This is a genomic window from Halalkalirubrum salinum (genome assembly GCF_005543295.1).
Classification (GTDB): Archaea; Halobacteriota; Halobacteria; order Halobacteriales; family Haloferacaceae; genus Halalkalirubrum; species Halalkalirubrum salinum.
Window position 1 is genome coordinate 14,509 of the sequence record NZ_SRSG01000003.1, and the last position, 24,320, is coordinate 38,828.

A 24,320-nucleotide genomic window follows, 5' to 3' on the forward strand; every position below is an offset into this window, starting at 1 on the left:
TAGGCGATCGGGTCTTACGCTTCGTTCGTGACGTACTCGGCCATGTCGAGCATTCGGCTCGAGAAGCCGTACTCGTTGTCGTACCACGTCAGGATCTTTACGAGGCCGTCGCCGTCGTCGCCAACGACGTCCGTCGAGTTCAGATCCGCGTACGAGGAAAACGGCAGGCCGACGATGTCAGAGGAGACGACCTCATCATCGGTGTAGCCGAGTACGCCCGCGAGCGGTCCCGAATCGGCGGCCGCGCGGAACGCGTCGTTGACGTCCTCAACCGTGACGCTCGATTCGAGATCGACGACGAGTTCGGTGAGCGAGCCGTTCGGGATCGGGACCCGGATCGCCATTCCGTCGAGTTTGCCGTCCAGTTGCGGGAGGATCTTCGTCGCCGCCTGGGCTGCGCCGGTCGTCGTTGGGACGATGTTCTCGGCGGCTGCGCGACCGCGGCGCTGTTTGGCTTTCGGGCTGTCAATGAGGTTCTGCGACCCGGTGTAGGCGTGGACGGTCGTGAGCGTCCCCGATCGGATGCCGAACTCCTCGTCGAGCACCTTCGCCACCGGCGTGACGCTGTTGGTGGTACAGGAGGCGTTCGAGATCACGTCTTCGCCCTCGTACTCCTCATGGTTGACTCCGTAGACGAGCTGTTTGACCGGCTTGTCACCCTTCGGCGGCGCGGAGATGATGACTGTGTCCGCGCCTGCATCGAGGTGAGCGCTCGCGTCGTCTTTCGTTCGGAAGATTCCGGTACATTCGAAGGCAACGTCGACGTCCAGGTCGTCCCACGGGAGTTCAGCCGGGCTCTGGATGTTGTACACCGGGGTCGAGGTGTCGCCGATCGTCAGCGCGCCGTCGGTGAGCTCGAGCCCGTCGAGCCGCCCCATGATGGTATCGTACTTTGCGAGATACCGCATGTCTTCGGGATCCATGACGTCGTTGATCCCTGCAAGCTCGATATGCGGACTCTCTAGTACCGCACGGAATACGCTGCGACCGATCCGCCCGAAGCCGTTGAGACCGATGCGAACGACATCCTCCTCGGCGACAGCTTCGCCTGCGTTGAGGTACGATTTACTCATATTCGAAAAAGCGATCCCCAGATACTTAAAATCGGCAGTAACGTTATCGATAGTTTATCATGAGCGTTGGACTTGGAGCGTAACACGGCGGAATTGCCTCACGGACAGAACGCTTTTGATAGCGAGGTTCCTATCAGAATCCATGAGTAGAGACGATCGCGACGATCCGTTCGGCGACATTTTCGACGAGATCGAGCGGATGATGCACGGGATGACCGGCGGCTACGACGACCGATCGGGCTTCGCCTCCGAGACGCACGTCGACGTGTACGACGAAACCGACCGCGTTCGACTCGTCGCTGATCTCCCAGGCATCGAAAAATCTGAGTTGAACCTCCAGTGCGACGGCGAGACGCTCACCATCAGCGCTGCCAACGATCGTCGCGAATACGACGAGCGCGTTCGGCTCCCGGTTCGCGTCGACGAACACTCCGCGACCGCGACGTTCAACAACGGCGTCCTCGAGGTCTCCTTCGAGAAGGCCGACGACTCCGCGTCGATCGACGTTCGGTAAGTCACCCAGTTTCGGTTTTTTGTGTCTGTGCAGTCCGTTTGATGAGCCCTGCCAGTCGATCGTAAAAGTTCGGCTCGTACTTTGTTGCCGCGTCGATCGTCGGCCGCGCGTTCGTTTCACCGACGAGGGTTCGATCGTCGGTGACGAGCAGATCGACACCCAGATACTCGATTCTGAGCGCCCGTGCTGTCTGTTCTGCGATCTGTCGTTGTTCGTCGGGCAACGAGACGCCCTCGGCCACTGCACCGCGGTGGACGTTGTGCTTCCAGCGCCCCTCGGCGCGATCGCCCTCCGGCAATCGTCGTTCGACGGCCCCCATGTACTCGCCGTCGATCACCATCGCCCGATAGTCGCGGGCGCCAGGCACATACTCCTGTAGGAGGTAGGTTTTGTCGCCCGTCGCCGGGAAGTCGTGGATTAGATCGAGATAGTCGACAATACCTGAAAGCGAGTCTGGATCCTCAGCCTTTGCGATCCCAATGCCCCGAGTCGTCGAGTTCGGTTTGACCACGATCGGATAGGAGAGTCCAGCGGTGTCGATCGCCGCCGCAATGTCCGTCGACGAAACGGGGTTCGAGACGAAAACGCTCTGTGGCACTGCAATGCCCGCCCGAGCTAGCATCGCGAGCACACCCGCTTTGTTCCGTGAGGTGAGGATCGCTGCCCGATCGTTGACCCAGGGAATTCCGTACTGTGCATCGACGACGGCTCCTTCGCTGATCCGCGAGGGATACACGAACCCAACATCGAAGCGATCGTCGGGCTCTGTCCCGAGAGTATAGGTCCGCCCATCAGTCTGGAGGTGTTCGACCGCGATCCCGCGATCGCCTAGCGGGCCGGCCATGCGATCGAACGTCTCCGCCCGGGTCGTCACCGCGAGCCGTAGCATACGCTCGGCGTTGGCGGTCGAGAATAAAAAGGGATCCGACCCCGGGCCCTGAGCGCGACCCGACTGTTCAGGCGACGAGCAGTTCCTCACCGCGCTCAACGACGACCCGACACGGCGGGGACATCTTGTTGTACGCACGCCGGAACGCTTCCTTGACAACAGGGGCCTGATCGACGTCGCAGTAGGCGGTAAAGACGATCTCACCTTTGTTCATTCGTGCGGCGGTGCCGACGATCTTCCCGAAGGACTGACGCATTCCGTCGGAGACTCGGTCTGCACCCGCACCGGTCGCCTGTTTGTTCTCTCTGAGGACCTGGTGGGGGAACTTCCGGAGGATCATCTTGTACTGACCCTCACCGAGGGTCTTGATGAGGTGACGGTTCGCCGACAGTCGCGCGGATTCGAGCGAGCCGTGCCGAAGTTGGACGTCCTCTTCGACCACGAGGTTGATCTGCACGGGGTAGTCGTCGGGGTCTGCCTGCAGGTCCCCCATGTTGTGCTGTGCGATTTTCGATCCAGGGATACCGGTGATGTACTCCCGTCGCGTGTACGACGGTTTGTCGATCTCCCGGTACATAGAGGCCGGTTTGTCTGACATGGTTACTTGTGAAGGCAAATGCTCGTGCGTTGAATAAACCCTTCGATGCCGTTCGGCGATCATCGGGAGTGTGACGGGCTCACACGCCGGTTTCGTCACCAGATCGATCGTCCTCGTCACCAGATCGATCGTCCTCGTCGCCAGATCGATCGTCCCTGTCGGCCGCTTCGATCGACTCGCGCCCCTGCTCGTCGGATTCGGGTGCAGTCGGATCGAGCGCGACAAACCCAAAGCCGCGTTGTTCGAGCAGTTCGGCGGTCCGATCGGTCACAGAGGGCGCAACAAGCACCCCACGAACGGCAGCCTTGTCGCCGATTTCTCGCCGCAGGGCATTGACGTACCGCTCCAGTTGGCTCACTGCACTCGGGCCCACCCGGCGGCGTTTTAACTCGACGACCACAGGAACCCCATCTGCGTCTCGGCCGAAGATGTCCATCGGGCCGGCGCTGCTTTGGCGTTCGGCCTCGATCGGCGTGAATCCGGGCTCGATGCGGTCTGGATGTGCGAGGAGGTAGTCTTTGAGATCGGCCTCGCTACCCAATAGATCAGGCGATCGGCCGCCAGTCACCGGATACGCACAGAGCTGCTCGATCCGTTCGAAGCAGACGTCGAGGCGTTCCTCGGGGCTCGATCGCTCACTGCGGATCCGCAGCCGGCCCTCCCGGACGGCCGCGTAGTGGGTACATCCCGGCGGCTGCCAGTTCACCGGCTTTTGATTCTCGTCGGTGTGTACCAACGCGGTTCCGTCCGGTTTGAGGATCACCAGACGATCGCCGGCCCCGAGTTCGGCGCTCGCGCGGCCGTTGTACTCGACCGTGCAGCGACCGAAGACTGTAATGAGGTCGCCGCGATCGAAGGCAGCTTCGAGTGCCCACAGCGCCTCGCGGTGGGTCGGCCGGTGGGTCGTCGTCGCGGACACGTTCGGGTTTGGGTCCCGATCGACAAAACGATGGCTTCTGTCAGTCGTTGCCCACCCGCCCGATCAGAACGTGCCACAGGGTGTACTCACGAGGGTATCAATCGCGATGGCGAAGGTGTGGAGGATCGCTGTCTGATCCCTCGAAAATGCGGACGGCCGGTCTGACACCGAGCATCAATACTGGTCGTCGGATCGCCGTCATTCGAAATCCTTTTGTTTCCGATCGGCTTCCCTCCGAGTGCGCCGCCTTAGCTCAGACTGGGAGAGCACTCGACTGAAGATCGAGCTGTCCCCGGTTCAAATCCGGGAGGCGGCATACTTCTGCGGCCGACGCCGCGAGTGAGCCGTCGGCCGTGAATCTGCTCCCGAGCGGATTTGAACCAGACGAGTCACAGCCCGGAATGGAGAGCGAAGCGAGCCACATGCCCGGACTGTCTCGGCGAGGTTCAAATCCGGGAGGCGGCATTAGACTCAGAGTTCAAATGCCTGCGGCGCTCTGCGGGCGGGAATCCCGGGATATTCTCACGATCAATTCGGGAACTTGACCGACAATTCTCTCCGTCACTGCGCAGATCATTATCCGCACACCACCTGAGAAGAGACTGCTCACGAGTTCCGCGGGACAGAGGGCTCCGTGATGAATAGAGATGCCCAGTTACTGCTGTGCCTCTCGGAAAATCATCTCCTTACCGGGGGTACGCCGACTATAGGTTTCAATATCGCCGCCAAAATGGGAGTATATACGAAGGACAATGACAGAGAATCGTTCGGCTACGGATATTTTTCGCCTTCTCGCTGACGGCACACGGGTTGATATTCTTCGCGCGGTTGCTGTTGCGCAGTACGAACTCGAACAGGTCGGGTCAGGGGCTGCTGAACTCGCATTTTCTGAGATCTATGACCACGTCGACGTGGAGAACACGTCGAAGCTGTCGTACCACCTCGGCGAACTCACAGGGACCTATCTCCGGAAAAGCGACGACGGATATTCGCTTTCACACGCCGGTGAGCGCATCGTTCGATTCATCTTGTCGGAGAATTACGAGCAACCACAACCGTTTGGGCCTGAACCAGTTGATGGAGTGTGCGTCTTCTGCGGTGAGGAAACGATGGAAGCGAAGCTCTCACATCAATTTTTCCGGATCGACTGTACGACCTGTGAGCAACAGGTTACGGGACAGCCGATCACGCCGGCACAGGTCAGGACGCGGGACGGCGAGTCGCTCGTGCAGAGCGTCAAGTTACGCAATTCGGAGGATGCCAGACAGATCCGGCGGGGGATGTGTCCAGAGTGCGGGGCGCATCTGTCTGCCGACGTAGTTGTGGTACCCGACAGCCCGTTGCCTGATGCTGATTCGTACGTGGTGACGAGTACTTGTGAGGCGTGTCTCCGGGAGTACAACAGCCCGTTGACCTACAGTGTCGTCTACCATCCGGCGTCGATTGCCTTCTATTGGGATCGCGGAGTCGATGTGACGGCGCGGGGTATCTGGGAGTTCCACGAATACGTCTACGAGGGCCGCTGGACGTCCGAACAGACGGCGTCTGATCCCGAGGAGTACGAAGTCGAGTTGCGCCACGAAGACGATGCAGTTCGACTCTATCTCGATTCGACTGCGACGGTGGTGGAGACGGAGCGCGTGCGAGGCGCGAGCGGCGAGTTTTGAGTTTCCTGACAGAACTATTACGAAAGCAACGTTGAGTGGAGAGTGGTACTACTCGGGTGATTCTCTGATTGTCCGTCTATGAAGTTTACTGTCCCTGTTTTCCACTCAATTCTCGTTTTGAAGCAGATCCGATAAATTATCAATATAACGATATATTTATCGGTGTTGCTGGCTCGATGCATACTCACAGTCAACGGAGGCCCATCCCATGTCATCGAGCAATTCCAAGGAACCGGCAAGACCGCAGCATCGAACACACACCGACACGACCGACCAACAGCAGTCGGTACAGAGACGCTCGAAGTCGGCCGAGGAGATCGCCGATGCGTACGCAGACGTCGCTGACAAACTCGCACGGTGGCGACAGCTTGACCGCCTGTTCGCTGGTCGATATCGTCGACGCCAGTTTGAGCACGCGACCGGTCGAGTGCTCGACGTCGCTTGCGGCACTGGACGAAACTTCGGCTACCTCTCGTCGGCGAGTGAAGTCATCGGTATCGACATCAGCAACGAGACGCTCGCCCACGCCCGCGGTGAACTCGACAGGCTCGAACTAGACGGCACCGTCCAGCAGATGGACGCCCAGGCACTCGACTTCCCCGACGACAGCTTCGACACCGTCATCTCGTCGTTTTCCACGTGTACATTCCCCGACCCAATCTCCGCGCTCCACGAGATGGAGCGAGTCTGCACCCCTGGCGGCGAGATTCTGTTACTCGAACACAGACGCAGCGACGCCACTCCACTTGCCTGGCTCCAGGACTGGCGCGCCAACTCCCACTACGAAAAGAACGGCTGTCGGTTGAATCACGATCCGCTGGAGACCGTGGAGCAAGCCGGAATTCCGGTCGAGAACGCCTCAACCGCGTTCTTCGGTCTCGTCACTACCATCGAAGCCACTCCAAGATGAACACGCTATGACGCGGACACGACCACACACTATGAACGATAGCGGTGATGGAACCACGAGACGATCGTTCCTCACTGGTGTCGGTAGCCTCGGAGCCATCGCTCTCGGAACACCGACTGGGCGGACTGGGGCAACAACCGATGCCTCCACCACTAGCTCACAGCTAGACGAGAACCCATTCACGGACTCGGATGAACTCGAAGCGTTCGTCGACAACGTGATGGCCGAGCGGGTTGGGACGACAACGCCCGGGGCCACTGTCGCTATCGTCTCGGGAGACACACCCATCCTCACCAACGGATACGGCGCTGCTAACGTTGATACTGACGTTCCCGTTCGAGTTGATGAGACGGCGTTCCGCGTCGGATCAGTCGGGAAACTCGTGACCTACACCGCCGTCATGCAGGGGGTCGAACGGGGCGTCCTCGACCTCGATACTGACATCAACGCGTATCTCGGTGACTCTGCCGTCACAGTGCCGGACACGTACGACCACCCGGTGACACTCCGGCATCTCGGGACTCATACCGCTGGATTCGAATCTATGCTCGACCCTGCCATCGTCGCCGATCCGGCTGCGCTCGACCCGTTGGAGACGGTGCTTACCGACCAGCAGCCCTCACGTATCCGTCCGCCGGGCAAGCTCGTCGGATACTCCAACTACGGCGCAGCGCTCGCCGGGCATATCGTCGCCAAAGCACACGACACAACGTTCGAGGCGTACGTCCAGTCGAAGATCTTCGACCCGCTCGACATGACTCACAGCACGTTCGCCCAACCCGTCCCCAACGACCAGTCTGGCGAACTCGCTGCCCCACACGTCCGCGACAGTGCGTCGTTCACGGTGGCCGACGACGTGTACATCAACATGCGTCCCGCGGGCTCGTTGAGCGCGACGGCGACGGACATGGCGGCGTTCATAAGCGCACACCTCGGCGACGGTGCAGCCGGTGACACACGGATTCTCGACTCGGAGACCGCCGACACGATGCACAGTCGCCATCACATACGCCATCCAGCAGTCACGAACTGGCGGTACGGCTTCCACGAGTACGGCGACCCGGACGCGAACCTCCTTGCCCACTCGGGCGCGACGGTCAACTTCACGAGCCACCTGCTGCTCGCCCCGGACCAGGAGGTCGGAATCTTCGTCGCCTACAATAGCAACCCCGCCGAGCTTCCGTCGGCTGTCGTCGATGAGATCGTCGCGGAGTACGATCTTCAACCGGCACCGACTACACCAACATCGACTTCGAAACCGGGCGGTCGGGAGCGCGCCGAAGCCGTTGCTGGGGAGTATAGTCTCTCGTATCTCCCACAGAGCGGACCTCTCCAGGTGGTAGACCTGCTGGAGCATCTGACCGTCGAACCAGCAGACAACAGCGACCTGCGCACGACGACACTCGAAGGTGATGCCCGGAAGTGGATCGAGATCGAACCGTACGTGTACCGGGAGGTCGGCGGCCACGATGTCCTCGCGTTCGAGATCACAGACGGCGATGTGATCGTGTTGAATATGAGCAGCGAACCGACTGGGGTGTACCAGCCAGTCCCGTTCCACGAGCGCCAACTCGTCACCGGGGGTGTCCTTGGAACGGCGCTATCCGGGTTCGGTCTCTCGCTCGTCGGATGGGGCGGCCACAGTGCCTGGCAGCAATGGAAGCACCGCCGAAGCGAGGAGGCTCACAACACGGGGGACGCCGAATGACAGACCAGCACGTCCCTCAGCGCCAGCAACACGAGCACAAAGATCGAAGCGGGGGTACGAGGGGCATCAAACGCCGGCTGACGAGTCCCCCGTGGCTCGGCCGCGCCGCAGGTGTCGGCCTCAGTAGTGTCTCCATTGGATTTGTTGTGCTCCTCATATTCGTCTTGGAGACCCGCGGTGAGGTCGCGCTCTTCACGCGACCGCTCACGATGCAGATCGCACTCACCCTCCCGTATCTCATCTGGGCCCTCACGCTCGGAACAATTGCCGGATCTTTGCTGGGATTGCGGCACCGATACTGGTCACTGCCTGTACGCATCCATCAGACGGCACTGGCGCTACTGGGCATCGCGTTTAGCTGGCAGCTCTCGACGCTCGGTTTCATGGCGTTGTAGCGTGTGACAACCGTTCTATGGCCTGTATCGTTACCATACAACCCTGTATTCGGGAATGACAAGGCTAAGCCGTTCTCTCAGTCATTGGGCCCTTTATATTGAGTCACGCGATAAAGGAGAACACGGACCCAGAAGGTCGCTGGAGTCAAATGGATCATTGGTTATCACAACGGGGTCATTCGACCTTTCCGCCACTCCCATTATAATGGGTAGATACGATATCATATGGGACTCGTCGCTGAATTCGATATTGACTGTCAGGTGTTACCGCTTGTAGGGGTTGCGTCAGCCGTATCCGAAGCAACGTTTGCTCTCGACTTGCAGTTCAATCACGGAAACCGACCATTGTTTCTCGTCACCGTTCAAGACGGCTCTCGGACGGCTATTGAAACCGCCCTCACAGACGCATACGATGTTAAGGAATGGACACTGGTTGGGCAAGCCGGAGACACTCGTCGATATCAGGTAGTCCCAGCGCTCAGTCTGGAGGTGCAACTCGGAGACCATCTTGACGATCTGGAGGGGCTTGAGGCCCTCGCTACGGCCGATGCAATCATCGAGCGGATTGACGTCGTCCCAGACGGGTGGCGGCAGACCGGCTGGTTCGCAGACCGCGACGCGTTCAGTAGGTTTTCCTCGTTCTGGCAACGTAACGCTGGCTTCCAGTTACACCGCCTTACGCGAGATGGCGAGTCAGAACCACCCGGCAATGGACTTACCGACCGTCAACACGAAGCACTGCGGATCGCGTACGAACTGGGTTATTTCGATATCCCGCGGCAGGCCTCTCTCGAAGACGTTGCTGCAGAATTAGATATCACTCCATCATCGGTATCTGAGCGGCTCCGACGAGCGCAAACTCAACTCATCGAAGAGACAGTGGCAACCACGTGGCCCCCGCTTCCCAAGTGACAGGGACGAGTTCGCCCTCCAACGGGAGAGCGAGGAGGACTGAAACGCTTCACATATGCCTGTTTTACAATAATCGGGAATCGGTCAGTAGCGGTCAGAATTTCAACGCTAATTGAGAGCTTTGAATTCCCGGCGCTTCATTTAAGAATCATCGAGTCGATCGGCGAGCGCGTCCATCATTTCCCATATGAGTCCGGATAGGGAACGTGCGCCGAACGAGATCTTCTCGTACGTGTACGTGTCGTCCGTGTCTGCCCGTGCCTGATAGTGGAGTAATCCATCGACGTGGTGATTCGGTTCGCAGTGGAACCCACAGTCGAGCCCGTCCGGCTCGCTGTAATGAAGGGTGTAGTACGCCCGGATCGGTGTCCGCATCCAAGCGTCGTTCACACGGTCAGACGCTTCGGGGCTGGGTGACGGGTCAGGGATCCACGTTACCCGGAGCGACGCGGTCTCTGCTGGGCGACCGAACCACGACGGGTCGAGCGTAGCCCGTAGTTCACGGTACTCGTCCGGTGGTTCCCCCTCAATGAATCGTACGGCAGGGTGTCGGGCCAGTTCGCCGCGTAACTCGCGTAAAATTCGGTGTCGATCACGACCCGGACCCGAACCCCCATCGAAGCGAACGTGTTCTCGGGAGGATTCAGGAGAGGCGTGACGGGAGACGCCGGTGTCAGTCTGGTTCGGCGACGCGTCCCGGTCGCCGGTCATGCGGTGATCGAGGAGGGGTCAGACGTCCAGGTGTCGTAGTTCTTGATCGCGTCCTGCACGATCGAAAGCCGATACCGGGCGAGTTCCCAGTCGCTTGCTGCCCGCGTGAGTTCGTACGCCTGATCGGCAGGGACGTCGTCCACGGCTGCCCGTTCACGAAGTGCGTCCGGGGAGTCAGCGTTGTACTCGGCTTTCCACTGTGCGATGTCTTCTTTCAACGCTGTTGCCTGCTCTGAGAGTTCCCGTTTCGTCGTGTCTTCGAGTAACTCCCGGACGTCTCGAAGCCGCGTGTATAGTGGATCCGGATAGTAGTGTCGTGTTCCCTCCTGCTCGGTCTCCATCACGACACCAAGATCCATGAGTCGGCGCAGATGACCCCGCGCAGTATTCGGGGCGACAACTGCCTCCTCAGCGATCCAAGAAGCTGATCGGGGCTCTGAGAGCGTCATTGTGACTGACTTCACCCGATCGAACGCCGACGCGTGCTCTTTCCACGTCGCTATCCACTCGGGTTCATCGTTGGATGTCTCCTCGGGTGACATACGCGACAGTATTCGCTCGAACGTAATAGTTCTATTCTCCCGCAAATTATTGCGCATAACTAGCATTTTGTTCACTCCACGGGTCGGCCCTTGAGGCAGGGGTCCGCGCTCAGTTACTACGCCTCTCAATCGACGCTCGCTGCTCGACTCCACATCACAGTAGTACCCAGGTGCTGTGAGTCAGTTACTACCGACCTTCGTCGTCACTCGGAACGTCTCCGGTGGGTTGAGAATACCCGCGACCGTTCCCATGGAGTGAATCACCGTGATCACCGGCGCCAGCGGCAGTGCCAGTGCCCACTGGCGATGATCGTCGCCGTAGTAGGCGACGCCCAGCAGGAACCACCCGAGCGTGCACAGTGCCAGCCCCATGGATGCTGCAAAGAACCAGCCGCTGTAGACGATCGTCACGCTCAAAAGCGACAGCGGGATGACGAGCAGGGTGACGATCGGCGAGAGCGCCCAGGTGTAGTTCCGCACCCGGGTCAACAGCTCATAGCGCAACGGCAGCATCTTCGACGCCTGCACGTTTCCAGCGGCCCAGCGGCGACGCTGCTGGAGGATCTCGTACAGCGACGGTGGTGCCTCGTTCCGGCAGACTGCATCCGATAGCTCGAACGTCACGTCCAACTCCTGAAACGCCGCCCAGACGAACGCAGTGTCTTCGACCAGCGTCTCACGGTTCCACGTCGTCATCTCCTCTACCTCTGTACGAACCGCGATCCCGCCACCCCACGCGAACAGTGGAATCGACAGTCGCGCGAACGCGCGCTGTTCGAACTGCACGCCCATCCGATACATGTCGGCGAGGTAGCTGAGATTCGACCCCGTCCGGCGCGGTTTCTCACGGAGTTGAACGATATCAGCGTCCGGCAGTCCCGTGAGCGACTCGACGATGCTGTCCTCATCGAGATACACCACAAACTCCTTCTGGCAGTCCAGCGTCTGCCGAGCCCACTCTTGGGCGCGGCCCTTCCGGACCGCTCGACACGTGAACTCCTCGGGGACGACGTGCACTGTCGCCCCAGCCACGTCGATCGGCGCTTCCGCGATTACGTGTACGTCATCGAGCCCTGCAGGCAGCGAATCCACGGTCTCCTGGACGACCTCGGCGGCATCGACAGTCATGATCCGGACCTGCATGTCGTCGAGGCCGTATTCGTTCGGCGGTGCCTCGTATCCCGCCCCGATAACGGTCGTCAGGACGAGCCAGACGAGTGCAGTCGCCCCAAAGAGGAGCGTCACGCCCCACAAGGCGATCCCGAGTAACGACGCGAGGCCACCATCGGCGACCGCAGCAGTCGTTGCCGCCGCTTGCTCGGGAGCCGTACCCGGCCCAGAGACAACGGTCGGTGCGAACACGGTTGCGGCGCCACCGACAAGGAGTGTCAGGGTGACCGCGATCAGTGCGATACCTTCGGTGTTCATTGTATCTGCACCTCGCTCACCAACCCGTATGAACCGTCCAGACGCTGCACCAGAATTCGACCGTATTCCACCGAATTCAGGATCCCAATCCAGCCTAATCCGGATTAATCGCATGACTACAATGGTGTGATATCTGTTACTATGTGTCTGTACACCTCACCACACGACTGCACCGATATGACTGCTCACCGTCCCGTGACTGTGTCGCGCGCACTGGGCTGGCTTCATCTCTGCGACGCGCTGCGGCCCACAAACATACGAGAGTGCGCAACTATTCGTCGTGATCGACGATATGGAACGGCGCAACTATTCGTTCCGATCGACTCGTGGAAGCGCAATCACCGGCCGATCGGCCTGCGTGACGAGTCGTAACGAGAGGTCACCAGAGAGAAATCGCATGACTCGGTTGCCATCGCGGGCACGGTATGCGATCGCGCTGGCATCGACTTTCTCAGCGGCGTCAAAGATTGCCTCGGCGACGTCGCGCGCGTAAGCAGTATGATCGTCTGCGTCCGGAAACACCGTCCGAACGGCCGCATATGACGCTGCGGCGATCTCCTTGGATTGTTCGACTGGCGTCTTGTCAGGTACACCCTCTCCTTTTTCCACGACGTGTACGACGGTGACGTGTGCTGGGTCGTACGGTGCTAACGCCGCTGCGGTGGCTTGCGCATCGGATTCGTTTGCGACCGGGACCAGCACGTGTGAAAGCAGTTCCTCGGTCCGATCAGCTTGCGGGTCATCCATATGGGGCGATACTGTCGACTCCGCAAAGAAGATACGGATCGCGCCGACCTCGTCACCTGTGGCACTCTCTCAGTACCTCGGTAAGGAAAACGGCCGATCGCCCGCGTGAAAAGTGAAGAGATCGCGCAGGCGATCGGCCAGTTGGTCCCCGCTGACGCTTCGGCCCTCCAAGCGAAGCGTCACTTAAGCCATCTCGTCGGATTTACTTAAACATGCCGACCGATCCACTATTTGTGAAAAAACCGCAGTACGGCACTTGATCGCCGACAGCTACCAGTCTGTTCTCTACATGCGATTATATCTGGTAGTTGGTTCCTTGTGCGTATTCAAAATGCCGTATATTGTCCAGTCAAAACGTCAACAGAACAGCTCGACAAAGCGGTTCGTCCCCTCGTCAGTCCCCGCGACGATGACCGTATCGTCGAGCTCAAACCGGAACGACGCGGCGAGTTCGACCAGTGTCTCTCCGTTTCGTTCGACACCAATGACCGTACAGGCCGTTCGCTTGCGGATTCGGGCATCGGCGAGCGTCCGGCCGGCCAGCGACGGGGCGGTTGTCCGGATAATTCTGACGTTCGTCCCGAGCGAGAGGATCTCTTCGGATTCGATCAACTTCGTCGCGATCGCCCGGCCGCTCACGCTGGCGATCGAAAGCACGTAGTCCGCTCCCGCGCGATACAGTTTCTGGACGCCCTCTTTTGACTCCGCTCGGGCGATGATCTCGACGGTCTGGCTCAGGTCACGGATGATGAGTGTAGCGAACTCCGCAACCGTCGGATCCGGGATCGCAAGCACGACTGAGTCAGCCGAGGGAACGCCGGCGTTCTTGAGCACCGCTCTGTCAGTCGCATCGCCGACGATGTCCACGCCCTCGATATCGTTGATGTCGACGACAGTGCACGGTTCCTCCTCGCGTTCAAGCGCGCGATCGACCGCTCGGCCCACCTCGCCGTAGCCGAGCACGACCGTCCGGCCCGTTCGAAACTGTCGACGCGTCGAAATAGTCGCTGTTCGGAGCCGCCGGAGTTGTGCTTCGCTCCCGGTAACGAGGAGGATTGTTCCGTCTTCTAGGGGCGTCTCTGGGCGCGGGGCCGGTTGAAACTCGCCGTCCCGCCAGATTCCGATGATGTTTACGCCGTAGGTGTTGCCCAGATCGCTCTCGGCGATCGTCTGCCCAACGAGCGAGCTCTTTCGGTGGACCGGCAGCTCTGCGATGTCGAACACGTCGGTGAGTCCGACATCATCAGTAAGATCGGTGTCGATTACGCTCGTCACTTTCTGTGAGAGTCCAGCACCGAGCAGCTGTCTCGGAGTGACGACCTCGTCGGCCCCCGCGAGTTCGTGATACACCGCGTAGTCTGGATCTTCAACGACGCTGATGATCCGGATCGATTCGCTGATCTCGCGGGCGGCGAGCACAATGCTGGCGTCGACCTTATCGGAGACGTCCGCGACGAGCGCGTCAGCGTCTTCAAGCCCTGCTCGTTTTAATCCAGCAATCGATTCGGGGTCCGCGTGGACGACGAGATGGCCATCCTTTTCAAGTGCGACTGCCCGATCGCCATCGGGTTCGACGAGGACGTACTCGACGTCGTTCGATCGGAGTTCCGAAATGAGTGTTTCGGCTCGCTGAGAGTACGTGCAGATAACCACGTGCTCCTCAAGCGTCGTCTCAAGCGTCGTAGGTGGACTCTCAGATAATGCATCCCGAAATAGCGGTAAAAACACCGCCGGTAGGGCGAGGAAAAACAGCCCCACGCCGGTTAGATCGAGCAGCATGACGAGGATGTTCATCTCCGTGCTGTACCACGGCGAATCAGAGCCGTAGCCCGTCGCGGTGAACGTCTCGACGACGACCTGCAGTGAGTGTAAAAACCCAATCTCGACATCTGGCGGCGGGTACGGTCGTGGCTCGAACGTGCGCATGCCAAAGTCGTACGCGATCGCCGAGACGAGAACGATTACGCCCGCCGACAGGACATAATACCCTGCCCGGCGCTTGATATCTTCCATACGATGTCCACTCTATGCGGGGATATCAAAACAACGACGTGATCGCGTTCGCCCCCTCGATCTCGACGAACGCAACGACCCGATCGCCGAGCTTGAGCGTCGTCTCTCCTCGCGGAGTGATCACCGAACCGTCGCGAGTGATCGCCCCGATGACGAACGGCGTGTCGACCTCACGGTCAACCTCGGCAATTGTTTTGCCAATAAGATCGCTGGCGGCGCTCACCTGTAGTTCGATCACCTCTGCCTTGTCGTCTTCGAGCACCGCGATGTTTTCGGCGATCGTCTCGTAGCTGAACCCGATAATCTCTTCGGCAGCGACCTGTCGAGGATTGACGGCCACGTCGATGCCAACCTCCTCGAACAGCGTGACGTAGTCGGCGCTGTCGACGATCGAGATGACCCGTCCCGCGCCGACACGTTTCGCAAGGACCGACGCCAGCAGGTTCCGCTCGTCGCTTTCGAGCGCCGAAACCACGACATCGGCCCGATCGATATGCTCGCGCAGCAAGAATTTGGTGTCGGTTTCGTCGTTGTGTAACACCGTTGTATCCGGAAGTTTCTCGGCCAGCCAGCGGGCCCGATCGCCGTCGCCTTCGACCAGTCGCGGGGAAAATCCCCGATTTTCGAGCAGTCGGGCGACCTGATAGCCGATCTCGCTCCCGCCGATGACGACGATCTCGTCGGCTTCATCTGGCGTCTCCGCCGGCGCGAGGTCCATCGCAAAGGCCTGAATGCTCTCGGGGCTGCCGATGACCACAACGCGATAGCCGGCTTCGATCCGCGTATCGCCGCTCGGAAGCACGATTTTGCCGTTTTCGAAGACGCCGGCGAATGTGAGCGAGTCGTATCGGTCGGCTTCGGCGATCGTTTTGCCGGCGATCGGTGCGTCAGCCGTCACCTCGAACTCCGCCATCTGGACGAGTCCGCCGGCGAAGGGATCGACGTCGATCGACGCCGGCAGCCCGATCAAGCGGACGACGCTTTCGGCGGCGAAGAGGTCTGTACAGACGAGGAAGTCGACACCGAACGCCTCCTCTGTTTGTTGCCACGTCCGAAGATGATCGACGTTTTTGCTCCGGGCGATCGTGAAGACGTCTGACAGTGCCTTTGCGGTTCCACTGGCCACGAGGTTCGCCTGATCGTTGTCCGTACAGGCGATGAATAGATCCGCGTTGTCAACGCTCGCTTCTTCGAGCGTCGAACACGTCGTGCCGTCGCCGGCGAGGGTCAACACGTCAAGTTCATATTTGAGTTCGTCGGCCCGCATGGGATCGATATCGATCACGATTACGTTGTGATCTCCTGCGAGGCTCGCTGCGATCGTCGTCCCTACCTCCCCTGCGCCGACGATGACGACTCTCATGCGTGCATACCCTCCGTCCCCGCGGTGTGTCGGCTCATAAGTTCCTCGCGGCGATCGCAGCCGGTGTTACTACCCATATTGTATTTCAGTATATAAATATATCTATTGAATCAGTAATTTACAAAAGATATTTTCAGCTTTCAATATCTCACTTGGTCACTTCTTCTCGCACGAAGTCGATTTATCGATCCATGCCTCGCACGAACAGCGCGAGAACAGGGACGATCTCAAGACGGCCAATCCACATCAGAAAGATCATAAGCAGCTTCGAGGTATCCGAAAAGAACAGGAAGCTCCCAAAGGGGCCGAGCCGACCAAACCCGGGGCCGATGTTTCCAAGTGTCGCCAACGACGCGCTCGTGGCTTCGAGCGCAGAGAGTTCAACGCCGATCCGGGCAGCATCAAGGCTGAAAAACACGGCCGAGATCGCAAATAACACGAGATACAAGAGCGTAAAGACCATGATCGCCCGAACCGCATCCTCGTCGACAATCCGACCGCCGAGACGGACCGGCTTGATTGCGTCCGGAGTCGCCGACGTAAACAGCTCTCGACGGACTGATTTGAGGACGATGATCCATCTGACGATCTTGATACCTCCACCGGTTGACCCGGCCGAGCCGCCGATAAACATCGCAAACAGCAACAAGATCTGTGCGTGGGTGTCCCACTGTGCGAAGTCCGCGGTGGCAAAGCCCGTCGAGTTCAATACCGAGCCGATCTGAAACGCCGCCTGCCGGAGCGCGTTTTCAGGATTTCCCTGTGTCGTCCCGCCAAGTTCGATCGCCGGCGCGGCACCACTGAACAACAGAAACGCGAGTCCCGCGACAAAGACCGCGATCGCCCCTGCGTACGCCCGAAACTCTACGTTCTCTAGTACTGCTCGCAGTTCGCCGCGGACCACCTGCCAAAACAGCGCGAAGTTCACCCCTGCGGCTACCATAAATGGAATAATCGCCCACTGGACCGCTGCGCTGAATGCGCCGATGCTGTCGGCCTGCGGGGAGAATCCACCGGTCGGCATCGTCGAGAACGCGTGGGCGATCGCATTGAACAGATCCATCTTCGGTGCGAATCCGAGCGCACCGAGCGAGTACAATATCACCGCCAACAAGACGGTAAACCCGATGTACAGCCCCCACAACACGCGGGCGGTTTCGGCAATCTTCGGGGTGAGTTTCTGTAGTTCAGGGCCAGGAGCCTCCGACTGCATCAACTGGGCGCCATTGACTGCGAGCTCTGGCAGGATCGCGATCATCAAGACGATAATTCCCATTCCACCGAGCCACTGGGTGAGCTGTCGCCACAACAACAGCGCGTGCGAGTGCTGTTCGAGACTAATTTCGCCGAGCACGGTCGAACCCGTAGTGGTAAAGCCGCTCATCGATTCGAACAGCGCGTTGATGATCGAGCTAGAAAATGCCCCCGCCGACGAGAGGTTGAGTCCGACGGTCGAAGTAGTACCGTATCCTGCGAGCAGATACGGGATTGCTCCGACGACGGCGACCGCAAGCCAGACGATCGCAACCAACAACAGCGCCTCCTGGGGTCCGAGGTCTGGCTCTGGGTCGAGCCGTTCAAGCCCAAAGCCGATGGCCACCGCGATCGAGATTGAGATAACAAATACTAGGGTATCCTCCCCATAGACGATCGAGACGAGCAACGGAAGCAGCATCATCAACGCCAGATACTGCAACACGGTCCCGACGAAACTCACGCTCGATCGCCACTCGACGTGCCACGTCATGGACACCACAAGAGACACAAACTCGTGCGGGTTGTTGGTGATTGAGTAATCCGAGAGAATATCAATCTCGAATCAGCAACCAATCGCGTGTACATATCTCGATACACAAACGAGGGTGGTATAATCGTGTCGGAGTACGCTGCTGTCCGCAGCACATGTGATCTCTGGTGGGGACTGTAGTAACGGTTGCAACGCTTTGCAACAAGCACCTCGAAATGCAGTCCGAGAGAGCATGACCCAGCCGTTCTTGCGAAGTGAGACAATCATTGCAAACGCTACTATAATTACCCCGATCGAAATGCCGAGATCGTCTGTTCTTCAACATCGTCCCGCGAAAGCAGCGTCACGACGTCGTACGGTTCAATTTCGGTTCCTCCCCGTGGCGTGACGAACGAGTCGCCGCGTTCGATGCTGATTACGAGCGTGTCCTCATCCAGGAGCTCTTCTGTGACTGCCTCCGCGAGGGTATGACCAACGATCGGTGCGTCTGTCCCCGCAGTGAGCTCGATGATTTCAGAGCCGCCCGAGAGGCTGATGAGGTCGGGAACGCCGGGCGTTTCGCGGGATTGTGTCGGTCCATACGGGGCAAACGGTATGTGTTGTTCCTCGTGGACGAACGACTGATCGTCGATCGAGAGGCCGATCGCCGACAGTTCTCTGGCGATCCGTTCGGTATCGCTCACGTCGGTCCCAACAGCCGTGACGTGGAGGTTTTGTGTCCCGCCAGTCAGCGTCTGTACGTGAACAACGCCCGACACCGTTTCGGCCCGTTCGGCCAGCGAACGCGTTTGTTCGACCGGTGCAGTACAGATGTAGACCGATCGGACAAATCCTTCTCCACGGGCGAAGTCAACGGTCGCTCGAAAGCCGGTGATCACGCCTGCGTCTTCGAGGTTTGCGATCCGGTTTCGGATCGTCCCTGGCGAGACATCCAACGTTTCTGCCATTTCGGGGGCGGACGTTCCTCGAGCGTCAATCATAAGATCGTATAGAATTCGTCGATCAATCTCGTCGAGCCGGTATCCCATGGCGGTATCCTTCGACCGAGGGCCTCATACGCGTATCGGACACAACGCGTTTTTGCGCGCTCGGATCGTCTCTTAGCGTATGAGCGAACTCCCCGATCGCGTCCGCCGCGCGTTCCGCGATCACGACTCGTTCGAACGGTGCGATGATGACACGTACGAATCAACGACCACGGTCTTCGACGGACGCGTCCGCCCGCGCCCCGGCGATGATGGCCAGATCCGCTTCGACGTCACCGTCTCCGTCCCGATGTTGAACGAGGTCACCGAAGACCACGTGGCCGACGTGGTCGAAGAGGGCTGGTACGAGACATTCGAACTTCGTGTTGCTGATCTTTATGGCGTGACGAAAGTCGATCGCGATCTCTCTCCCGAAACCGAGCGCGCCGATCGCGAGGCGATTGTCTCCGTCGAGTTTGCAGATATCAACGAGCGCCGTGGCGTCGACGATGCGGGTGCAATCATCGACTTCGTTGAGGGGACGTACGTACAGGGTATCATCCCTGGATACGAGTACACCGAACCAGTGACTGCGCTCATCTCCCGGGGTCGACGCGCCGCCGGCGCGGAGTGAAAAAACCGGGTGCTATTCGGGATAGGCGCGATCGCTACCCCATTGCGATGTAGGTTTGGGTATCCTCGACACCTTCGATACCCAAAATCCCGCTCGCAGCGATGTCTTTGACGTGTGCGGGTGACTCGACCGACAGTTTGACGATGAAATCCACGTCGCCCGCGACGATGTGTGCGTCAACGACGCCGTCGATCGCCTCAATCGACTCCTTGACACGATCGGCCTCGCCGGTATTCGACTTCACCAACACGTACGCGGTGACGGCCATCTCAGGCACCTCCGGCCGCCGCAATGGGTTCGGTGGTCCCGACGAGCAGCTGCCGAACCTCGTCTAAGACGTCGAAATCGGCGATAACGGCGACGCGATCGCCTGCCTCCAGTGAATCGTCCTGAAGGGGAATCCCGAGCGGTTCGTCGGCCTTGCCGAATGCGAGGACCCGCGAATCCGACGGCAGCGCGACCTCGCTGAGGGAGTATCCTCGCATGGGCGACTCTTCTGTCACGGTAACGAGGATAATCTGAATGTTCTGGGCCACATCGGCGATCGCCCTGATCGACCCGCCGAGCAGGGCGTTTTTCGCCCCAATCGCGCCCAGTCGCTCGGGATAGACAATCTCGTCAACCTCGGTCGCGTACTGCTGGTAGATTTCCTCGCGGTAGTCCTCGTCGATCCGCATTACGGTCCAACAGCCGTGGTGTTTCGCGATGAGACACGCCGCGAAGTTGGCGTTTAGATCGCCGGTTAACGCCCCAACAGCGTCAGCTTCATCAACGCCGGCTTCGGTGAGGACATCCTCACGGGAGCCGTCGCCTTCGATTACCCGAAAGCCCGCTGACGACGCATGATTGGCTTTCGTGGCGTCTCGCTCGACGATCGTCACCTCGTGTCCCTCCTCTGTCAGCACCCGGGCCGTTCTGAGCCCGACCCGTCCGCCACCAATAACGATAAATCGCATGTGGTATGCTATTGTCACGCAAGGGAATAACTGTATCCCTGTGGTGTCCCAATTGATCACCTGTCGTCATAGCCGTCAGAACGCTTTTCTCGAATGGTGTGGTAGTAGGTCACATGGTTTATGCCTACATCTTCGTCAAAACCCAAACGGGCTCCTCGACCGAATTGGTCGATAAAATTCGCGGTCTCGATCTTGTCGCGGAGGCACACGTTGTCGCGGGCGAGTTCGACATCATTGCGGAGGTTGAAACGACGGACGTCCACGAGGTGTTACAAACGGCCGCCAGCGAGATTCAGTCGCTTTCGGGCGTCGCCGACACGAAGACGTACATTTCGCTTGAGGCGTGATCGGGACCGTCGAGAACCCACTCGCAACCACACCCGATCGCGGCTCAGCCGCTGTGGTCAGTTCGGAACTCCCGCTCGCTCCGATCGACGGCCATCGTCGGGCTCGCGTAGGCATGGGTAAACAGTTCGGAGGGATTCGGCTCGGGCAACGATTCGACTGTCTGGACCGCTGCTGAGAGCTCTGCGTCGGCTGCCTCGTCGATGTCGTCGATCGTCGCCGTCGAAAGCACACCGCCCTCGAGGAGGTACTCACGGTACCGATCGAGCGGATCGCGGGTCCGCCACGCCGGCAGATCGGACTCGTCGTCGCGATATCGGGAGGGGTCGTCGGCGGTTGTATGTGCGCCCTGTCTGTACGTCAGTGCCTCGACCAGCACCGCGGTCCCGGCTTTTGCGTCTGCGATCGCCGACTCGACGGTCTCTCGAACCGCGAGCGGGTCGTTGCCGTCCACCTGCACGGCCTCGATTCCGTAGGCGTCGGCCTTCGCGGCGATCGACGCTGCAGCAGTCTGGCGCGCCGTCGGGTGTGAGATCGCCCAACCGTTGTTTTCACAGAAGAACACGACCGGCGCGTCGAAGACGCCCGCGAAGTTGAGCCCTTCGTGGAAATCTCCCTCGCTCGTGGCTCCATCGCCGAAGCAGACGACCATTGCTTCCTCATTGCCGCGGTAGTCTCTGGCCATCGCCGCACCCGTCGCGTGCGGAATCTGCGTCGCGATCGGGACCGCCTGCGGGAAGATCGGAATCTCGTGTTCGGAGGTATACTCCGGCATCCCTCGCCGGAATGCCAAGATGTCGCTCATCGGGACGCCGCGGGCGATCTGTACCGCGTTCGATCGATACGTCGGAAACAGCCAATCGTCCGTGCTCATCGCGTGGGCGGCCCCGACTTGTGCGGCTTCCTGGCCACGGAACGGCGGGTAGCCGCTCATCCAGCCGCGGCGCTGCAGCGCGATCGCGCGATCGTCGAACCGGCGGGTCCGAACCATATCCCGATAGAGTTCGATCGCCGCTGCCTCGCTGTAGGGCCCGGTGTCGAAGGCCCCCTCCCGAATGACGCTGTGCATGTCCGATCATCAGCCACTGGTAAAATAAGTGATTCGTCGCGAGCGGCTGCTCTCACAACGACACCAACAAGAGCACCCACGCCCTACAACGTGTATGGCTTCTGTGATCGGTGTCGTGCTCTTCGTCTTCGTGTTAGTCGTCCACACGTTCCTTTCGGCCATCATGACCCGGTTCTTCCGCATTCGCCTCGAGACCACCGGCGGCTGGCTATTTTTCACCGCGTTTTTCATCCCAGTCGTTCTCTTCATTTCGACGCTGTTTTTCACCGGCGTCCTCGGAATCGGGATCGATCTTGGGAGTTCGACTGTCGCGTTGGGTGTGATGATCGGCCTGCCGCTCGCGATCGGATTCACGATCGACGTGTTGTACATTCCGGCTCCCGAAAACGTCGATCTGCCGGAACCGCGGTAGTTTTACCATCGAGCACTCAGTGTTCTGCGCGAAATCGCTTGATCGATGCCTCGACGTGGTCGATCACCGTCTCGGGTGGCTTGGTGGCGTCAATCCGGACGAAGCGTCCCGGTTCGGCCCTAATCAATCGTTCGTAGTTTTCTTGTACTGCCGTGAGATGCGACACCTGCTCGTATTTATTTGTTGAGCCGCTGCGAGCCGCGGCGAGTTCGGGATCGATGTCGAGATACAGCGTCAGATCTGGCGTGCGGCTAAATGCCTCGTGGATCCCTTTGATGTACTCCATCGGGCGGACGAGGTCGGTCTCTGTGAGCGCCGCGCCCTGGTAGGCATATCGTGAGTCTGAATATCGGTCGGAAATCACGAGTTCGTCGGCTGCAAGCGCTGGCCGAATTACCCGCGAGAGGTGATCGGCGTGATCGGCGGTGAACAGAAACAGGCCTGCGAGCGGATCCGCCTCGTCGTCGTCGATCGATCGCTGGACGGCCTCTCCGTACCACGAATTAGTCGGTTCGCGGGTAAAGACCGCCTCGGGATACGTGGCGTGTAGCGCCTCCCAGACGGTCGTCTTTCCACTCCCGTCGAGGCCTTCGAGCGTGATGAGCATGGACGAGGTGAGCCGCCCGCTCTCAAAGAACCCTGCGATCGGTCCGGCGAGGCTCCCACGCGTTCTGAGAGCCGCTTCGATCACGGTACTCTCTGTCGGTGTTTGTGTCGCACTCACCGTCGCGTACGGTACTTTTAGGTTTCTACCCCTCGAATAAGCGGTATGAAGATCATAGTTGCTGGCGGCAGCGGATTCATTGGCACACATCTCAGCCGCGAACTGCTCGATCGTGGGCACGACGTGACGGTTTTGTCACGATCCCCAGACGAAGATGACCTCCCCGAGGGCGTCTCCACGGCGACCGGTGACGTCTCTGCGTACGATTCGATCGAGTCGGCCGTTGCGGGCCACGATGCGGTTGTCAACCTTGTCGCGTTGTCACCGCTTTTCGAACCCGAGGGCGGCAACGAGATGCACGACGAGGTCCACCGCCACGGCACCGAAAACCTCGTCAACGCGGCCGAAGCCGGCGGTGTTTCGCGGTTCGTCCAGCTGAGCGCCCTCGGTGCGGATCCAAACGGTGACACCGCCTACATCCGAGCGAAGGGTCGTGCCGAGGACCACGTCACCGAGAGCGATCTTGAGTGGGTTATCTTCCGGCCGTCGGTCGTCTTTGGTGAGGGCGGTGAATTTGTCTACTTCACCAAACGGCTCAAAAAGATGTTCGCGCCTGGTGTGCCGATATATCCCCTGCCCGGCGGCGGCAAGACTCGATTCCAGCCGATCTGGGTCGGCGATCTCGTTCCACTGCTCGCAGATTCGATCGACGAAGACGAACACGTCGGCCAGACCTACGAGATCGGCGGTCCCGAGACGCTGACGCTGCGAGAGATCACCGAACTCGTCTACGATGCCGAAGGCAAATCGATCTCCATTGTCCCACTCCCGATGGCGATGGCCGGAATCGGGCTCTCAGTACTCGGTGCTGTTCCGGGATTCCCGATGGGCAAAGACCAGTACCGATCGTTACGCTTCGACAACACAACTGCCGACAACGACGTCAGCGCGTTCGACGTCGATCCAGGGGAACTAACGCGGTTTTCTACCTATCTCCAGGGGTAATGGACGCCCAGCACTAGGCGCTCACCGCTCGGCGACTTATACGATGCCAACCACGCAAATCACGTGATTGCGGTCCCGTTTAGGCGATCGTTTAACTGGCCGGTTATCAGGGTCGATACGGTGATCACAAGGTT

At 59.6% G+C, this 24,320-nt stretch carries 26 protein-coding genes and 1 tRNA gene; 11 read left to right on the forward strand and 16 right to left on the reverse strand.

Annotated elements, in window-relative coordinates:
* Nucleotides 1-14: 14 nt before the first annotated feature.
* Complete coding sequence (gap, locus tag E5K03_RS00490; protein WP_138004426.1) at nt 15-1,073, reverse strand: type I glyceraldehyde-3-phosphate dehydrogenase; 1,059 nt, start codon at nt 1,071-1,073, stop codon at nt 15-17.
* Nucleotides 1,074-1,215: 142 nt separating this feature from the next.
* On the opposite strand from gap, the gene E5K03_RS00495 reads away from it, so the two are divergent.
* The gene (locus E5K03_RS00495) at nt 1,216-1,587 is read left to right on the forward strand and encodes an Hsp20/alpha crystallin family protein (RefSeq protein WP_138004427.1); all 372 of its coding nucleotides are present in this window, start codon (nt 1,216-1,218) and stop codon (nt 1,585-1,587) included.
* A 1-nt stretch (nt 1,588) separates the two neighbouring features.
* On the opposite strand, the gene E5K03_RS00500 is transcribed toward E5K03_RS00495, so the two are convergent.
* The 3 genes from E5K03_RS00500 to nucS form a co-directional block, all read right to left on the reverse strand.
* Entirely contained in the window at nt 1,589-2,476 is an 888-nt protein-coding gene (locus tag E5K03_RS00500; protein ID WP_138004428.1) for an ATP-grasp domain-containing protein, read from the reverse strand.
* A gap of 67 nt (nt 2,477-2,543) precedes the next feature.
* Nucleotides 2,544-3,074, reverse strand: a complete 531-nt coding sequence (locus E5K03_RS00505; protein WP_138004429.1) for a 50S ribosomal protein L16 — start codon at nt 3,072-3,074, stop codon at nt 2,544-2,546.
* Nucleotides 3,075-3,153: 79 nt separating this feature from the next.
* Nucleotides 3,154-3,993: an endonuclease NucS gene (nucS, locus tag E5K03_RS00510; RefSeq protein WP_138004430.1), complete on the reverse strand. Its 840-nt coding sequence runs from the start codon at nt 3,991-3,993 to the stop codon at nt 3,154-3,156.
* A 242-nt stretch (nt 3,994-4,235) separates the two neighbouring features.
* Here nucS and E5K03_RS00515 point away from each other — a divergent pair.
* The 6 genes from E5K03_RS00515 to E5K03_RS00540 all read left to right on the forward strand — a co-directional run bounded on the left by E5K03_RS00515 (nt 4,236) and on the right by E5K03_RS00540 (nt 9,585).
* Nucleotides 4,236-4,309 (forward strand) — tRNA-Phe (locus E5K03_RS00515).
* Nucleotides 4,310-4,745: 436 nt separating this feature from the next.
* Nucleotides 4,746-5,660 (forward strand): winged helix-turn-helix domain-containing protein, encoded by a 915-nt coding sequence (locus tag E5K03_RS00520; protein ID WP_138004431.1) that lies wholly within the window; start codon nt 4,746-4,748, stop codon nt 5,658-5,660.
* Nucleotides 5,661-5,868: 208 nt separating this feature from the next.
* Entirely contained in the window at nt 5,869-6,570 is a 702-nt protein-coding gene (locus tag E5K03_RS00525) for a class I SAM-dependent methyltransferase (RefSeq protein WP_138004432.1), read from the forward strand.
* Nucleotides 6,571-6,601: 31 nt separating this feature from the next.
* Nucleotides 6,602-8,278, forward strand: a complete 1,677-nt coding sequence (locus E5K03_RS00530) for a serine hydrolase domain-containing protein (RefSeq protein ID WP_138004433.1) — start codon at nt 6,602-6,604, stop codon at nt 8,276-8,278.
* Nucleotides 8,275-8,673 (forward strand): hypothetical protein, encoded by a 399-nt coding sequence (locus tag E5K03_RS00535; RefSeq protein ID WP_138004434.1) that lies wholly within the window; start codon nt 8,275-8,277, stop codon nt 8,671-8,673. Before E5K03_RS00530 ends, E5K03_RS00535 begins: the two co-directional genes overlap by 4 nt.
* Nucleotides 8,674-8,898: 225 nt before the next feature.
* Nucleotides 8,899-9,585: a helix-turn-helix domain-containing protein gene (locus tag E5K03_RS00540; protein ID WP_138004435.1), complete on the forward strand. Its 687-nt coding sequence runs from the start codon at nt 8,899-8,901 to the stop codon at nt 9,583-9,585.
* Nucleotides 9,586-9,726: 141 nt separating this feature from the next.
* Here E5K03_RS00540 and E5K03_RS00545 read toward each other — a convergent pair whose 3' ends face one another.
* The 8 genes from E5K03_RS00545 to E5K03_RS00580 form a co-directional block, all read right to left on the reverse strand.
* Nucleotides 9,727-10,296 (reverse strand): hypothetical protein, encoded by a 570-nt coding sequence (locus tag E5K03_RS00545; RefSeq protein ID WP_138004436.1) that lies wholly within the window; start codon nt 10,294-10,296, stop codon nt 9,727-9,729.
* A complete protein-coding gene (locus E5K03_RS17350) occupies nt 10,293-10,838 on the reverse strand; it encodes a winged helix-turn-helix domain-containing protein (protein WP_205742927.1) in 546 nt (181 codons plus the stop codon). The genes E5K03_RS00545 and E5K03_RS17350 overlap by 4 nt, the downstream gene beginning before the upstream one ends.
* A 180-nt stretch (nt 10,839-11,018) precedes the next feature.
* Nucleotides 11,019-12,266: a glycosyltransferase gene (locus tag E5K03_RS00555; RefSeq protein WP_138004437.1), complete on the reverse strand. Its 1,248-nt coding sequence runs from the start codon at nt 12,264-12,266 to the stop codon at nt 11,019-11,021.
* 306 nt (nt 12,267-12,572) lie between these two features.
* On the reverse strand, nt 12,573-13,013 hold the full coding sequence (locus tag E5K03_RS00560; protein ID WP_138004438.1) for a universal stress protein: 441 nt from the start codon (nt 13,011-13,013) through the stop codon (nt 12,573-12,575).
* A gap of 357 nt (nt 13,014-13,370) precedes the next feature.
* Nucleotides 13,371-15,026 (reverse strand): potassium channel family protein, encoded by a 1,656-nt coding sequence (locus tag E5K03_RS00565; protein WP_138004439.1) that lies wholly within the window; start codon nt 15,024-15,026, stop codon nt 13,371-13,373.
* A 25-nt stretch (nt 15,027-15,051) separates the two neighbouring features.
* Nucleotides 15,052-16,389 carry a Trk system potassium transporter TrkA gene (gene trkA / locus E5K03_RS00570; RefSeq protein ID WP_138004440.1) on the reverse strand — a complete coding sequence of 446 codons (1,338 nt, stop codon included), beginning with the start codon at nt 16,387-16,389 and terminating at the stop codon, nt 15,052-15,054.
* 181 nt (nt 16,390-16,570) lie between these two features.
* On the reverse strand, nt 16,571-18,136 hold the full coding sequence (locus E5K03_RS00575; protein WP_138004441.1) for a TrkH family potassium uptake protein: 1,566 nt from the start codon (nt 18,134-18,136) through the stop codon (nt 16,571-16,573).
* A 284-nt stretch (nt 18,137-18,420) separates the two neighbouring features.
* A complete protein-coding gene (locus tag E5K03_RS00580) occupies nt 18,421-19,164 on the reverse strand; it encodes an Lrp/AsnC family transcriptional regulator (RefSeq protein WP_138004442.1) in 744 nt (247 codons plus the stop codon).
* 79 nt (nt 19,165-19,243) lie between these two features.
* Here E5K03_RS00580 and E5K03_RS00585 point away from each other — a divergent pair, with 79 nt between their 5' ends.
* A complete protein-coding gene (locus E5K03_RS00585; protein WP_138004443.1) occupies nt 19,244-19,735 on the forward strand; it encodes a DUF5813 family protein in 492 nt (163 codons plus the stop codon).
* 34 nt (nt 19,736-19,769) lie between these two features.
* Here the strand turns inward: E5K03_RS00585 and E5K03_RS00590 are convergent, their stop codons facing one another.
* Nucleotides 19,770-20,003, reverse strand: coding sequence for an Lrp/AsnC family transcriptional regulator (locus E5K03_RS00590; protein WP_138004444.1), 234 nt, complete (start codon nt 20,001-20,003; stop codon nt 19,770-19,772).
* 1 nt (nt 20,004) lies between these two features.
* Nucleotides 20,005-20,691 carry a potassium channel family protein gene (locus tag E5K03_RS00595; protein ID WP_138004445.1) on the reverse strand — a complete coding sequence of 229 codons (687 nt, stop codon included), beginning with the start codon at nt 20,689-20,691 and terminating at the stop codon, nt 20,005-20,007.
* Between the two features lie 113 nt (nt 20,692-20,804).
* Here E5K03_RS00595 and E5K03_RS00600 point away from each other — a divergent pair, with 113 nt between their 5' ends.
* Nucleotides 20,805-21,038: an Lrp/AsnC family transcriptional regulator gene (locus E5K03_RS00600; RefSeq protein ID WP_138004446.1), complete on the forward strand. Its 234-nt coding sequence runs from the start codon at nt 20,805-20,807 to the stop codon at nt 21,036-21,038.
* A 44-nt stretch (nt 21,039-21,082) separates the two neighbouring features.
* Here the strand turns inward: E5K03_RS00600 and E5K03_RS00605 are convergent, their stop codons facing one another.
* Entirely contained in the window at nt 21,083-22,105 is a 1,023-nt protein-coding gene (locus E5K03_RS00605; protein ID WP_138004447.1) for a thiamine pyrophosphate-dependent enzyme, read from the reverse strand.
* Between the two features lie 94 nt (nt 22,106-22,199).
* Here E5K03_RS00605 and E5K03_RS00610 point away from each other — a divergent pair, with 94 nt between their 5' ends.
* Nucleotides 22,200-22,517: a hypothetical protein gene (locus E5K03_RS00610; RefSeq protein ID WP_138004448.1), complete on the forward strand. Its 318-nt coding sequence runs from the start codon at nt 22,200-22,202 to the stop codon at nt 22,515-22,517.
* A 16-nt stretch (nt 22,518-22,533) separates the two neighbouring features.
* On the opposite strand, the gene tmk is transcribed toward E5K03_RS00610, so the two are convergent.
* Entirely contained in the window at nt 22,534-23,124 is a 591-nt protein-coding gene (gene tmk / locus E5K03_RS00615; RefSeq protein ID WP_138004534.1) for a dTMP kinase, read from the reverse strand.
* Nucleotides 23,125-23,286: 162 nt separating this feature from the next.
* Here tmk and E5K03_RS00620 point away from each other — a divergent pair, with 162 nt between their 5' ends.
* On the forward strand, nt 23,287-24,186 hold the full coding sequence (locus tag E5K03_RS00620) for a complex I NDUFA9 subunit family protein (protein ID WP_138004449.1): 900 nt from the start codon (nt 23,287-23,289) through the stop codon (nt 24,184-24,186).
* Nucleotides 24,187-24,320 lie beyond the last annotated feature (134 nt).